This window comes from Salinifilum ghardaiensis (assembly GCF_054491345.1).
Genome location: NZ_CM137101.1, coordinates 1,215,203 through 1,229,057, shown reverse-complemented (window position 1 = coordinate 1,229,057; position 13,855 = coordinate 1,215,203). Strand labels below are relative to the sequence as shown.

General features: G+C 74.7%; 8 protein-coding genes. All 8 read left to right on the top strand.

Annotation, left to right across the window (positions count from 1 at the left end):
• Positions 1 to 123 precede the first annotated feature (123 nt).
• On the top strand, positions 124 to 1,821 hold the full coding sequence (locus ACVGV0_RS05480; protein WP_459158764.1) for a nitrite/sulfite reductase: 1,698 nt from the start codon (positions 124 to 126) through the stop codon (positions 1,819 to 1,821).
• Positions 1,818 to 2,009 carry a hypothetical protein gene (locus ACVGV0_RS05475; protein ID WP_459158763.1) on the top strand — a complete coding sequence of 64 codons (192 nt, stop codon included), beginning with the start codon at positions 1,818 to 1,820 and terminating at the stop codon, positions 2,007 to 2,009. Before ACVGV0_RS05480 ends, ACVGV0_RS05475 begins: the two co-directional genes overlap by 4 nt.
• Complete coding sequence (locus ACVGV0_RS05470; protein WP_459158762.1) at positions 2,006 to 2,737, top strand: phosphoadenylyl-sulfate reductase; 732 nt, start codon at positions 2,006 to 2,008, stop codon at positions 2,735 to 2,737. The genes ACVGV0_RS05475 and ACVGV0_RS05470 overlap by 4 nt, the downstream gene beginning before the upstream one ends.
• Before the next feature lie 41 nt (positions 2,738 to 2,778).
• Positions 2,779 to 3,729: a sulfate adenylyltransferase subunit CysD gene (gene cysD, locus ACVGV0_RS05465; RefSeq protein ID WP_459158761.1), complete on the top strand. Its 951-nt coding sequence runs from the start codon at positions 2,779 to 2,781 to the stop codon at positions 3,727 to 3,729.
• A 37-nt stretch (positions 3,730 to 3,766) separates the two neighbouring features.
• Positions 3,767 to 5,152 carry a sulfate adenylyltransferase subunit 1 gene (locus tag ACVGV0_RS05460; protein WP_459158760.1) on the top strand — a complete coding sequence of 462 codons (1,386 nt, stop codon included), beginning with the start codon at positions 3,767 to 3,769 and terminating at the stop codon, positions 5,150 to 5,152.
• 5 nt (positions 5,153 to 5,157) lie between these two features.
• On the top strand, positions 5,158 to 5,928 hold the full coding sequence (locus tag ACVGV0_RS05455; RefSeq protein WP_459158759.1) for a sirohydrochlorin chelatase: 771 nt from the start codon (positions 5,158 to 5,160) through the stop codon (positions 5,926 to 5,928).
• Between the two features lie 213 nt (positions 5,929 to 6,141).
• Positions 6,142 to 11,382, top strand: coding sequence for a type VII secretion system-associated protein (locus tag ACVGV0_RS05450; protein WP_459158758.1), 5,241 nt, complete (start codon positions 6,142 to 6,144; stop codon positions 11,380 to 11,382).
• Between the two features lie 22 nt (positions 11,383 to 11,404).
• Positions 11,405 to 13,843 carry an ADP-ribosylglycohydrolase family protein gene (locus ACVGV0_RS05445; RefSeq protein ID WP_459158757.1) on the top strand — a complete coding sequence of 813 codons (2,439 nt, stop codon included), beginning with the start codon at positions 11,405 to 11,407 and terminating at the stop codon, positions 13,841 to 13,843.
• Positions 13,844 to 13,855: the final 12 nt, after the last annotated feature.

The window sequence follows — 13,855 nt, the reverse complement described above, 5'->3', positions numbered from 1 at the left end:
GATCGCCCACGTCTTTTTCGTCCCTGTCCACGAGGCGTCGGGCGCTCGTGAGCCCGCGGCTCCACTTCGTGTGAGCGCACTCACGTGCCACCGTCGCGTCTCCTCGAACCCGGAGGTCGGACCATGGTCCCCCCGACGGAAACAGCCGGTCGCCCCGCTCGGAAAAGCAAAGCCCGCGGTCAGGGCCAGTGGGCGCTCGGTCACCGCGAACCGCTGAACGGCAACGAACGCACCAAGAAGGAAGACAACCCGCTCAACGTCCGCGAGCGCATCGAGCGCGTCTACGCCTACCGCGGCTACGACTCGATCGACCCGCAGGACCTGCGCGGCCGGTTCCGCTGGCTGGGGCTGTACACGCAGCGCGCCCCGGGGATCCCGGGCGGGCGCACGGCCGCGCTGGAGCCGGAGGAGCTCGACGACGACCACTTCATGCTGCGGGTCCGCGTCGACGGCGGCGCGATGACCACCGAGCAGCTGCGCACCGTCGGTGAGATCGCCCGGACCTACGCCCGCGACACGGCCGACATCACCGACCGGCAGAACATCCAGCTGCACTGGATCCGCATCGAGGACATGCCGACGATCTGGGAGCGGTTGGAGTCGGTCGGCCTGTCCACCACCGAGGCCTGCGGCGACTGCCCGCGCGTGGTGCTGGGCTCGCCGGTGGCGGGCATCGCCGAGGACGAGATCATCGACGGCACCCCGGCGGTGCGGGAGATCACCGAGCGCTACATCGGCGACCAGTCGCTGGCGAACCTGCCGCGCAAGTACAAAACGGCGATCACCGGTTCGCCCCGGTGGGACGCCGTCCCGGAGATCAACGACGTCTCGTTCGTCGGGGTCGAGCACCCCGAGCACGGCCCGGGCTTCGACGTGTGGGTCGGCGGCGGCCTGTCCACCAACCCGAAGTTCGCCCAGCGGCTGGGCGCCTGGGTCCCGCTCTCCGAGGTGGCCGAGGTCTGGCACGCGGTCACCCGCCTGTTCCGCGACTACGGCTACCGGCGGCTGCGGAACCGCGCCCGGATGAAGTTCCTCGTGGACGACTGGGGCGCCGAGGCCGTCCGCAAGGTCGTCGAGGACGAGTACCTGGACCGCCGGCTCCTCGACGGGCCGGCGCCGGAGACCCCGAGCGAGGACCGCGACCACCTGGGCGTGCACCGGCAGCAGGACGGCAACCACTACGTCGGCTTCAAGTCCCCCGCGGGGCGCGTGAGCGGGTCGAAGCTGCTGGAGGCCGCCGCGGCCGCCGAGCGGGCCGGCTCCCACCGGGTGCGCACCACGGTCGAGCAGAACCTCCTCGTGCTGGACGTCCCGGAATCCGAAGTGGACGCCCTGATTTCGGACATGTCCGCGCTCGACCTGCACGCGCACCCCTCGCCGTGGCGGCGCGGAGTCATGGCCTGCACCGGTCTCGAGTTCTGCAAGCTGGCGATCGTGGAGACCAAGCAGCGGGCGATCGACCTCATCGGCGACCTCGACAAGCGCCTGGAGGACGTCCAGAGCGGCCTGGAGAACCAGGTCTCGATCACCCTCAACGGCTGCCCCAACGCCTGCGCCCGCACGCAGGTCGCCGACATCGGGCTGAAGGGCCAGATGGTCACCGACGCCGACGGCAACCAGGTCGAGGGCTTCCAGGTGCACCTGGGCGGCGGCCTGGCGGTGGACACCGGAACCGGCCGCAAGATCCGCGGCCACAAGGTGACCTCGGCCGAGCTGGGGGATTATGTGGAGCGGCTCGTGCGACGCTACATTGCGCAACGCGAGCAGGGCGAGCGGTTCGCCCAGTGGGCGGCTCGTGCCACCGACGAGGAGCTCTCATGACCTCGGCCGGTAACCGCATGGCGCCGCTGCACTGCCCGTACTGTGGCGACGAGGAGCTCGTGCCCCGGGAGGAACCGGCCGGTGCGTGGAAGTGCGCCGCGTGCCTGCGCGTGTTCACCGTGCAGCTGGTCGGGCTGGCGCTGCCCGAGCACGAGCACTTCCGGCAGGAAGGAGCGCAAGGCCCATGAGCCCGACGGAGGAGCAGGCCGTGGACATCGGACACCGACGTGCGGAGGAGGAGCTGCGGGCCCTCGCCGAGCAGGCCTCGGCCGAGCTCGCCGACGCCACCGCCGAGGAGGCGCTGGCGTGGGCGGCCGAGACGTTCGGCCGCAACCTGATCGTCGCGTCGAACATGCAGGACGCCTCGCTGGTCGATCTGGCCGCTCGTGTCCAACCCGGGGTGGATGTCCTCTTCCTGGAGACCGGGTACCACTTCGCTGAGACGATCGGCACACGTGACGCCGTGGCGGCCACCTATGATGTGAACATCGTGGACGCCATGCCCGAGCAGACCGTGGCCGAGCAGGACGAGAGCGAAGGTCCGCGGCTGTACGAGCGTGATCCGAACCGCTGCTGCTTCCTGCGCAAGGTCCTGCCGCTGCGGAACACGCTGGCCCCCTACGAGGCGTGGGTGACCGGCGTGCGCCGCGTGGACGCGCCCACGCGCGCCGACACGCCCATCGTGACCTGGGACGACCGCAACGGGTTGGTGAAGGTCAACCCGATGGCGGCCTGGACGGACGAGGAACTGCAGTCCTACATCGACAGCCGCAACGTGCTGGTGAACCCGCTGGTGCACGCCGGGTACCCGTCGATCGGGTGCGCGCCGTGCACCAGCAAGCCCGCCCCGGGCGCCGATCCGCGCAGCGGCCGCTGGGCGGGCTCGTCCAAGACCGAGTGCGGACTGCACGGTTGACGGCCGCGCTGGACCGCTAGAACACGGAGGACACCGGAGACATGACCACGACCGATCCCGGCATCGACACGGTGGCGGAGTCGACCAACGAGGCGCCCCCGCAGGTGAACAATCTGGACGCCCTGGAATCGGAAGCGATCCACATCTTCCGAGAAGTGGCCGGCGAGTTCGACCGTCCGGTGATCCTCTTCTCCGGCGGGAAGGATTCCACTCTCCTGCTGCACCTGGCGCTGAAGGCCTTCCGACCCGCACCGGTTCCGTTCGGCCTGCTGCACGTGGACACCGGGCACAACTTCCCCGAGGTCATCGACTTCCGCGACCAGTTGTGCGAAAAGCACGGTTTGCGCCTGCACGTCGCCTCCGTGCAGGACTACATCGACGACGGGCGCCTCGAGGAGCGCCCCGACGGCACGCGCAACCCGTTGCAGACGACGCCGCTGCTGGACGCGATCCGCGACAACAAGTTCGACGCGGTGTTCGGCGGCGGGCGGCGCGACGAGGAGCGCTCGCGCGCCAAGGAGCGGATCTTCAGCCTGCGCAACGCGTTCGGCCAGTGGGACCCGCGGCGCCAGCGCCCGGAGCTGTGGAACCTGTACAACGGGCGGCACCGCGCCGGTGAGCACGTCCGCGTCTTCCCGCTGTCCAACTGGACGGAGCTGGACGTGTGGCGCTACATCCAGCGGGAGAAGATCGAGCTGCCCGCGATCTACTACGCCCACCAGCGCGAGGTGTTCCAGCGCGACGGGATGTGGCTGACCTCCGGGCCTTGGGGCGGTCCCCGCGAGGGCGAGGAAGTCCAGCTCAAGACGGTGCGCTACCGCACGGTCGGGGACGGTTCGTGCACCGGCGCGGTGGAATCCGAGGCCTACACGCTCGACGAGGTCATCGCCGAGGTCGGCGCCAGCCACCTGACCGAGCGCGGCGCCACCCGGGCCGACGACCGGATGTCCGAAGCGGCCATGGAGGACCGCAAGCGCGAGGGCTACTTCTAGTCACCTTCCGCCCGGCAACACGAGAATGGGTTGACGCATGACCGAGACCACCCCCGCAACGGCACCGGAGAACGCCGTGCCCCGCGACGTCGCGCCCGAGAACGGTGCGCCCGAGAACGGCGTGCCCGAAAACGGTGTCCTGTCAGATAGTACCGATCTGCTCCGCTTGGCGACAGCGGGGTCGGTGGACGACGGCAAGAGCACGCTCGTCGGCCGGCTGCTGCACGACACCAAGTCCGTGCTGGCCGACCAGCTCGACGCGGTGTACCGGGCCAGCGAGGAGCGCGGACTGTCCAGTCCGGACCTGTCGCTGCTCGTCGACGGGCTGCGCGCCGAGCGCGAGCAGGGCATCACCATCGACGTGGCCTACCGCTACTTCGCCACGCCGCGCCGCAGCTTCGTGCTCGCCGACACCCCGGGGCACGTGCAGTACACCCGGAACACGGTCACCGGCGCCTCCACCGCGCAGCTGGCGGTGCTGCTGGTGGACGCGCGCAAGGGCGTGCTCGAGCAGACGCGGCGGCACGCGGCCGTGCTGGCGCTGCTGGGCGTGCCGCGGCTCGTGCTGGCCGTGAACAAGATCGACATGGTCGACTTCGACGAGGGCACGCACACCCGCATCGCCGAGGAGTTCACCGAGCACGCCGAGGCGCTCGGCTACACCGACGACGCCGTCGTGACGATCCCGGTCTCCGCGCTGCACGGGGACAACGTGGTGGAGCGCTCCGCGCGCACCCCGTGGTACACCGGCCCGGCGCTGCTGGAGCACCTGGAAACCGCGCCGGTGGCGCCGGACCCGCACGACGCGCCGTTCCGGATGGCGGTGCAGTACGTGGTCCGCCCGCGCACCGAGGAGTTCCCCGACTACCGCGGCTACGCCGGCCAGTCCGCCAGCGGCGTGGTCCGCGCGGGCGACGAGGTCGTCGTGCTGCCCGCCGGGCGGCGCACGCGGGTGTCCCAAGTGGACACGCCGGACGGGGAGGTCGCCAGCGCCGCGGCGGGCCGCCCGATCACGCTGCTGCTGGAGGACGACGTCGACATCGCGCGCGGCGACCTGGTGGCACACGCCGACCACCCCCCGCGACTGAGCGACGAGTTGGACGCCACGGTGTGCTGGTTGGCCGAGAAGCCGCTGCGCGGCGGCGACCGCGTGCTGGTCAAGCACGGCGCCCGCACGGTGCAGGCGATGGCCACCGAGCTCACCGGCCGCTTCGACGAGCAGGAGCTGACCACAGTGGACACTCCGGATGCGTTGGAGCTCAACGAGATCGGCCGGGTGCAGCTGCGCACCTCCGAGCAGCTGGCCATCGACGAGTACGCGGAGAACCGCCGCACCGGCGCGTTCCTCATCATCGACCCGACCGACGGCAGCACGCTCGGCGCGGGTCTCGTCGGACACCCCTTGGCCGCCGCGACGGCGTGAGTGGCATGACGGCAGGCGACGTTCCGCTGGTCGCGGTCGCGCACGGCAGCCGGGACCCCCGGTCGGCCGCGACGATCCACGCGCTGATGGACGAGGTCCGCAGGCAGAGCCCGGACCTCGACGTCCGCACCGCGTTCCTGGACCTGTCCGCCCCGCGGGTGGGCGACGTGCTGGCGGGAGTGCACGGCGACGGCCACGAGGAGGCCGTCGTCGTGCCGCTGCTGCTGGGCCACGCCTTCCACGCGCGGGTGGACGTGCCGGGCGCGGTGGCCGACGCGGAACACCGCCACCCCCGCTTCCGGGCGCGGATCGCCGAGGTGCTCGGCCCCGACCCGCGCCTGGAGCGGGCGGCGTGGCGCCGCCTCGCCGCGGCGGGGGCCGAGGCCGGCGACCCGGAGCTGGGGGTGGTGCTGGCCGGCGCCGGCTCCTCGCACCCGCCGGCCAACCGGATCGTCGAGGAGGTGACCGAGCGGTGGTGCACCACCTCGGCGTGGCCGGATGCGGCCGCGGCGTTCGCCGCTGCCGCCGAGCCCACCGTCCCGCAGGCGATCGCCCGGCTGCGGGCCGCGGGCGCGCGGCGCATCGCGGTGGGCGCCTGGTTCCTCGCTCCCGGACTGCTGCCGGACCGCATCCTCGAGCAGGCGCGGGCCGAGGACCCCGAGGCCCTGCTGGCCGCGCCGATGGCCGATGACGCCGAGGTCGCCGCGCTCGTGCTCGCGCGCTACCGCGCCGCGCTCGCCGCGCCGGAGGAGCACGAGTCCGTCCACTTCGCCTGAATGGCCTGGAATCCACCCGTACCGACCGGCAGTGTCTGCGCCGCACCGAAAGCTTCACTCCACGTGGGCATGAGAGAGTGCGGAACGGCAGCGAACCCTGGGAACTGACTGCGCTACGCGTTCGTCCAACAGTCGGAACCACACTGTCAAGCGAACGGGGGTTTGGGGCGTTCCATGCAAGGCCGGCGGAAAAATCGGGGGCGAGGACGCGCGATGGACACTCAGCAGGCCAACCATCCGGTGATCACACCCGCGATGCGGGAGCAGGCCCGCAAGCAGCCGAACACCTGGCTGTACGTCGTCGACCCGATCTTCACCGACCCGAGCGCCGAAGTGCCGCCCTGGGGGTTCATCGGCGGTTACCGCGTCGATGAGCGGGGCGAGATCACCGACGACTTCTCGTCGAACCCGAACTACCGCCCCTCCCCCGTCGCGCTGCGCCTGCCGGCGCCGAGCAACGACGCCGAACGCGCGTGGCAGCTGACCAGCACCGGCTACGCCCCCGGTCAGACGCTGCTGACGGCGCTGCTCGAGGCCTCCCTCGTCCTCTTCGCCCAACCGCAGGGCACCGGCCTGGTCGTGGCCGAGCCCGACACCACCGGCCGGCGGCAGCTGCAGGTGTTCACCTCCGAGCAGTACCTGCCGCGCACCCCGGCGGCCTGGCAGCACCTGACCGGACGGCAGCTCGCCGCGCACCCCCTGGTCGGGGTGGATCTGCACATCAATCCGACGAGCCCGGCCAAGGCCCGCGTGCCGGCCGAGGAGCTCCTCCGCACCGCCGGGACGCACGCCGGTGCTCCCGCCCTCGCCGCGGGAGCACCGCCCCAGCAGGCGCCCGGCGGACCGCAGAGCCCCGCCCGCGGCACGCCGACGGCGGACAGCAGCGGCACGAGCGCGCACCCCGGAGGCGGGAGCGCCGGCCCCGAAGCCACCACCGGCGGGGCCGCGGCGGGCGCCGCGAGCGCGACCCCGGAGCCGGCCAGCACGGCGAGCCCCGCCGGGAACCCCGCCACCGCCTCCGGGGAGGCCGCCGGGAGCCCCGCTGCGGGCGCGCCCGCGCAGCAGGCGGAGCAGGCCCCGGGCCAGGTGGATCCCACCGCCGGGGACTTCGGTCGGCGCGTGCTCGGAGCGCTGCTGGGCGGTGCGATCGGCGACGCGCTCGGCGCGCCCGTCGAGTTCTACCCGGTCGACCAGATCCGCAGCCGGTTCGGACCCGAGGGCGTCACCGACTACGACCGCGACTCCGAGCACCCGGGCGCGTTCACCGACGACACCCAGCTGACCCTGTTCACCCTGGAAGGGCTCGTCCGCGCCCGCGCCGGCCGGCGCAGCGGGCTGGCCGCGGAGCCGCTTCCCGCCGTGCAGCTGGCCTACCAGCGGTGGCTGCACACCCAGGGGTACGGCTGGGCCCGCGCCGCTGGGCCGTTCGCCGACAACCAGCCCGAGCCGACCGGGTGGCTCATCGGCCACCGGGAGCTGTTCTCCGTGCGCGCTCCCAGCAGCACGTGCATCACCGCGCTGCGCGAGTTCGCCGCCGTCGGCGCTCCCGGGACGTTCGACCGGAGCATCAACGAGTCGGAGGACTGCGGCGGCGTGGTCCGCGCTGCGCCGGTGGCCCTGTGGTCGGACGACCCCCGCGAGGTGTTCGAGCTCGCGGCGGCCACCGCGGCGCTGACGTACTCGCACCCGAACGCCTACCTCCCCGCGGCCGTGCACGCCGTGCTGGTGCACCGCCTGGTGCGCGGTGCGGAGCTCGGCACGGCGCTGGTCGAGGCCCGCGCGCTGCTGGCCGACTACCGCGACCACGCCGACACCGAGCGGGCGCTGCGGGCGGCGGTCGAGCTCAGCGAGCAGGCCCCCACCCCGGAGCGGGTCCGCGACGCCCTCGGCTCCGGGTGGGCCGGCCACGAGGCCCTGGCCATCGCGGTGTGCGCGGCGCTGGCCACGGAGACCGTGGCGCAGGCGGTGATGACGGCCGTCAACCACTCCGGGGCGAGCGACACCACCGGTGCGCTGTGCGGCGCGCTCGTCGGCGCCCGCTACGGCTCCACCGCCCTGCCCGGGGTGTGGCTGCGCGACCTGCGCCAGCGCGAGCTCGTCGAGCAGTTGACCGCGGACGCGCTGCGGGAGTTCGGCCCGACTCCGCCCGAGGACGCGGATTGGCGCGAGCGCTACCCCGCCCAACTGGACGCAGTGGACATCGCGTTCACCTCGGAACTGCCCCGCGCGGAGGAGGCGCCGGACGCTGCGGAGGGCACCGCGGAGGACGCGGCGGCCGGCGGCGCGGCGGAAGGAGCTCCGGGCGGCGTCGACGAAGCCCTGCCCGCCACTGCGGACGCGGCTGCGGAACCCGCCGTCCCCGGGGCGGCGGTGAGCACCGCGCTCACCGCCGCTCGCGGCGGTGAGCGGCCGGCCGCGCCGGAGCTGGTCGAGTCCCGCGTGCTCGGCTTCCTGCTCGGCGGCGCGGTCGGCGATGCGCTCGGCTACCCGGTCGAGGACGACGAGCTGGCCGCCATCCGCCGCAAGCACGGCGAGCCCGGGGTCACCGACTTCACCGAGGCGCACCGCGGTGCGATCAGCGACGAGACCCAGCTGACCGTGTTCACCCTCGAAGGGCTCATCCGGGCGAGCATCCGCCGCCGCCTGTTCGGCGAGGCCGAACCGGGCACCCAGGTGCAGCACGCCTACCAGCGGTGGCTGCACACGCAGGGTTTCGACTGGCGCGACGCCCGCGGTCCGCTCGCGGCCGACGCCCCGGACGGCTGGTTGATCCAGCGCCGGGACCTGTTCATGCGGCGCGCGCCCAAGACCACGTGCGTGCAGGCGCTGCACGGCTACGCCAGCGGCATCCCGCGCGGCACGTTCTCCCACCGGGTCAACGACTCGAAGGGCAGCGGTGGCGTCATGCGCGCGGCCCCCGCGGGACTGTGGTCTGCGGACTCCGGCGAGGTCTGCCAGGTCGGAGCGCTCACCGCCGTGCTCACGCACGGCCACCCGAGCGGCTACTTGCCCGCCGGTGCGCTGGCCGTCGTCGTGCAGCAGCTGCTGGCGGGCCGCTCCCTGCCGGAAGCGGTGGACGGGGCGCTGACCGAACTGTCCACGTGGGACGGGCACGAGGAGACGACGGCGGCGCTGCGGCAGGCCATCGAACTCGCCGCGTCGAACTCCGCCACCCCCGAGCTGATCGAGAAGCAGCTCGGCAGCGGTGAGTACGGGCAGGAAGCGCTGGCCATCGGTGTCTGCGCCGCGCTGAGCCGCCCCGAGTCGTTCTCCGAGGCCGTGCTGCTGGCCGCCAACCACTCCGGTGCCAGCGACTCCACCGCGGCGATCTGCGGCAACATCATGGGTGCGGCGCGCACGGTCTCGGCGATCCCGCAGGAGTGGCGCGAGGCCGTGGAGCTGCGGGACGTGATCGAGGAGATCGCCAGCGACGCGATCCGCGAGTTCGGTGAGGACCCGCCGCAGGACGAGGAGTGGCTGCACCGCTACCCGGTCGGCAGCGGCGCGCCCGCTGGGCCCGCCGCGCAGCAGGCGCCGGCGGAGCCCGCCGCCGCTGCGGAGGCGCCCGCGGAGGAAGCACCCGCGGAGGAGGCACCCGCGGAGGGGGCTGCCGAAACCGCGGCCGCGGAGGACTTGCTCGAAACTCCGGACGAAACACCGGGTGGATCCCCGGACGGGGCCGCGGACGCGCTCCCGGCCGCGGAGGGCACCACCGCGGACGCGGGCGGTGCCGAACCCGGCGCGGAGCCGTCCCCGAACGCGGGAACCACGACGGCGGCTGCGCTTCCCGTGCGCGTTCCGGGCGAGAGCACGCCCGCCCGCAACGGCGAGGACATCGACGTCCCGGACTCCGCCCCCGGAACCGGGACGGCCGGGGACACCGAACCCCCGGCGGAGGACGTCCCGACCGGCGGCGCACCGACCGACGACGTGCCGGCGGACCCCGCGGACGACCCGGCGGACGGATCCTCGGAGGACGCACCGGTCCCCACCGCCTCCGAGGCGCGGGCTCCCGCGGACACCGCGGTGCCCTCGGACCCCGCCGAACAGGCCAGCGCCGAACAGGCCAGCGCCGCCGAGGAGGACGGCGCTCGCCCCGAGACCCCCGAGCGGGCGACGGCCGCTTCCCCGCAGGGCGCGCCCGCACCGCCCGGTGCGGCGGAGCAGCCGGACTCCGCCGAGGACGACCTGCTCTCCGAGGAGGAGCTGCGCCTGCTCGTGGCGTGGCGGAAGTTCCGGGAGACCGGATCCGGCGAATCCGTGGAGCTCACGCACGGGCTGCGCAAACTCCTCGTCGAGGCCTTCGGGCAGGACCGGGCCACCCAGCTGCTCGGCGAGCAGGAATCCCGGGAGGTGCAGGTGCGCCCGAGCGCCCCGGTGGCGCTCGACCGGGACGAGCGGTTGCGCGGCTGCGTGCTCGGGCAGGCCGCGGGCGATGCGCTCGGCGCCCCGTGGATGTTCACCGAGCTGCGCGCGCTGCTGCGGGAGAACCCGGACGGCGTGCGGGAGATGTCCGAGTTCGCCGGGCTCCGCGGGGCGGCGAGCCGGTACGGCCAGCAGGCGGTGTTCCTGCTGGACGGCCTGGTCCGGGCGGAGCTGCACTCCGCCCTGCGCGGGGTCAACACGCACTGGCCGAGCATGGTTCGCCGCACGCTGCAGCACTGGTTGCACACCCAGGGCGTGCGGAGCACGCCGGAGCTGCCGCCGGGCGAACTGGCCAGCACAGGTCTGCTGCACGCGCAGCGGTTCCCGGACGACGCCTCGCTGACCGCGTTGGCCGAGACCGCCGGCGAGGCGGCGCTGCCCAGCCCGGCGAACCCGCCGAACGACGCGCGGACGGGCGCCGCGACCGCCCGGGGCGCGGTGGTGGGGCTCATCGCCCCGACGCCGCGTCAGGCGATCGCGCTGGGCATCGACATCGCGGTGCTCACCCACGGGCACCCGGACGGGTTCCTGCCCGCCGGTGCCGCAGCGGGGCTGGTGCACGCCCTGCACGAGGGCCGCGACCCGCTGGAGGCCGTCGAGGTCGTGCTCGCCGAGCTGGACCAGCGCGAGGGGGCGGAGCGCACCGCGGCGGCGCTGCGCTCGGCCGTGGACCTGGCGCGGCGCGGTGCTGCCACCCCGAGCGGGCTGGCCGAGCTCGGCGGGGGCCGGCAGGCCCCGGAGGCGCTGGCGATCGCGGTGGCCGCGGTGCTGACCCACGCCGACTCGTTCGCCGAGGCGACGTCGCTGGCCGCCACGCACGGCGGCGACAGCGCGGCGTCCGCGGCGATCTGCGGGAGCCTGCTCGGGGCCGCGCGCGGCGCCGCGGACATCCCCGCCGAGTGGTTGTCCACTGTGGAGCTGCACGGTCCGCTGGACCAGCTGGCCACCGATTTCTCCCGCGTGGCGGGCGAAATCCACCCCGAGCGCGACCTTCCCGAGTGGGCGCACCGCTACCCGTCGGTCGACTGACTCCGCTCGGAGAACGAGCACAGTGGACGCATCGGCCCACCCGCTGGACGACACCGAGCGGGCGCTGCTCGCCGCGCGGCGCGGCCGCGGCCACCGCGATCCGGTCGAGCGCGGGCTGCTCGACCGGTGGCGCCGGTGGCGCGAGCACCCCTCCGAACTCCCGCCGTGGGGCGCGGCCCTGCGCCACCGGATCGCCGCCGACGAAACCGCTGCCCTGCCGCCGAGCGGTCTGAGCGGACGCGCGGGCCTGCTGCCGGAGGTGCCCAGCCGCCTGATGGGCATGCTGCTCGGCGGGCTCGTCGGCGAGCAGGTCGCGCTGCGCGGACCACCCGCCGAGGACGCCCCGGCCGCGGACCGGGGCGCTGCCCCCGCGCTCGGCCAGCGCGGCAGCGCGCTCCTGTTCGCGTTGGAAGGGCTCATCCGCGCCCGCACCGCCCAGCGCGGCGAGGACGGCGCCGAGCCGTTCGGCGAAGTCCTCGAAGGACTGCGCCGGTGGATGCGCTCCCGCGGGGTCGCCTGGGCCGACTGCGGCTCCGCCCACCCCGCTCCGGTCGGCTGGCTCATCCGGCACGACGCGCTGTGGTCGCGCTCCGTCGACGAGCCCGGCCTGCTGACCGCGGTCAGCCGCATCGCCGCGGGCAGCGCGCCCGGAACGCCGCAGCACCGGCTGACCGGATCGGACGGCGCGACCGCGGTCCCGCTCGGTGCGCTCGCCCCGCTGTGGTCGGCCGACGCGGGACGCGTGCGCGTGCTCGGCGGCGAGCTCGCCGCGCTCACCCCCGGGCACCCGCGCGGCCACGGGCCGGCCGCGGTGCTGGCGGTCGCGATGGCCCGCCTGCTGCGCGGGCAGGGGTTGGACACCGCGATCGAGCGCGGACTGACCACGTGGGAGGCCGGGCGTGCGCAACTGTCCCGCGCGGTGGAGCTCGGCCGGGCCAGCCCGGCGGGACTGCGGCCGGGCCGGGTGCAGTGGGCCGCGCTCGGACCCGGCCGGGACGGGCTCAGCACCCTGGCCGCGGCCGTGCGCACGGCGCTGGCCTGCCGCCGCGAGGCGGGCACGCCCGCGGGCTTCGCCGCTGCGCTGACCGCGGCGTGCGAGCACGACGGCGACGGGCCCGCGGCAGCCGCGCTGTGCGGGCAGCTGCTCGGCGCGCTGCACGGGCCGACGGCCGTGCCGTGGCGCACCCTCGCCCCGGTGGAGCTCGTGGAGCGGATCGCGACCGACGCGGTCACCGAGTTCGGACCGCACCCGGACGGTTCGGCGGACTGGACCCGCCGCTACGGCACCGCCGCGCCCGCCCCCGCGGAGGGCTCCGCACGACCGCGCGGCGACCGGCCGGCGGGAACGAGCGGCGCGGAGCGCTGCGCCGGGGCGCGCGACCGGTTCCGCGCCGCGGTGGTGGGCTGCGGCGTCGGCGAGGCGCTCGGCCTGCCCGTGGCCCCGGCCACCGCGGAGGACATCCGCGCCCGGCACGGCGAGGACGGCCTGACCGAGTACCTCCCGGCGGGGCACCCGGCCGGTCGCATCGGCAGCGAGACCCAGCTGCTGCTGTTCTCCGTGGAGGGGATGATCCGGGCCGGCGTGGCCCGCCGCCGCGGAGCGGTCACCACGCCGTTCGAGCACGTGCAGCACGCGTACCAGCGCTGGCTGCACACCCAGCACCTCAGCTGGCCGCGGGCGGCCGGGCGCTTCCGCACGACCGCCGCGCAGCCGGACGGCCCGCTGGTGCAGCACCGGGCGCTGTTCCGGACGCGCAACCCGGGGCGGACGATGATGCGGACGCTGATCGCCGTCGCCAAGGGGCAGCGGGAACCGGGCACGCCGGAGGATCCGGTCAACGACTCGCAGGGGCCGAGCGCGGTGGTGCGCGCGGTGCCCGCGGCGCTGTGGTCCGACGATCCGGCGCGCGTGTTCGACACGGCGGTGCGCCTGGCCGCGCTCACGCACGGCCACCCGAGCGCGCACCTGTCCGCGGGCGCGCTCGGGGTGGTCGTGCTCCACCTGCTGGGGGGCGCGGAGCTGCCCGACGCGGTGGCGCGGGCCCGGGAGGAGCTCGCCGGGCACCCGGAGCACGAACCGGTCGCGCGCCGGCTGGACGCGGCGGTGCGCCTGGCCGCCTCCGGTTCGGCGTCCCCGGAGGAGCGCAACCACCACCTCGGCACCGGTTGGCAGGCCGCGGAAGCCCTCGCCCTGGGGGTGCACGCGGCGCTGGCCGCGGTGGAGCGGGAGAGCCCGTTCGAGGCGGGTCTGGCGGTCGCGGTCAACCAGACGGGCAACAGCGCCGCGGTCGGGGCGGTCTGCGGCAGCCTGCTCGGCGCGCTCCTCGGCACCGGCGGGATCGCCGAGCGGTGGACCGACGAACTGGAGCTGCACGCGGTGCTGGAGGGCCTCGGCACCGACGCCGCCACCGAGTTTGGCCCCGCACCACCGGAGTGGGGCGAGCGCTACCCGGCCACCTGAGGTGCCCGGCCA

Bases quoted from the DNA above. Each gene is read 5' to 3' on its own strand.
- ACVGV0_RS05455 (WP_459158759.1), top strand. From the start codon at position 5,158: ATGACGGCAGGCGACGTTCCGCTGGTCGCGGTCGCGCACGGCAGCCGG.
- ACVGV0_RS05475 (WP_459158763.1), top strand. From the start codon at position 1,818: ATGACCTCGGCCGGTAACCGCATGGCGCCGCTGCACTGCCCGTACTGT.
- cysD (WP_459158761.1), top strand. From the start codon at position 2,779: ATGACCACGACCGATCCCGGCATCGACACGGTGGCGGAGTCGACCAAC.
- ACVGV0_RS05460 (WP_459158760.1), top strand. From the start codon at position 3,767: ATGACCGAGACCACCCCCGCAACGGCACCGGAGAACGCCGTGCCCCGC.
- ACVGV0_RS05470 (WP_459158762.1), top strand. From the start codon at position 2,006: ATGAGCCCGACGGAGGAGCAGGCCGTGGACATCGGACACCGACGTGCG.
- ACVGV0_RS05480 (WP_459158764.1), top strand. From the start codon at position 124: ATGGTCCCCCCGACGGAAACAGCCGGTCGCCCCGCTCGGAAAAGCAAA.
- ACVGV0_RS05450 (WP_459158758.1), top strand. From the start codon at position 6,142: ATGGACACTCAGCAGGCCAACCATCCGGTGATCACACCCGCGATGCGG.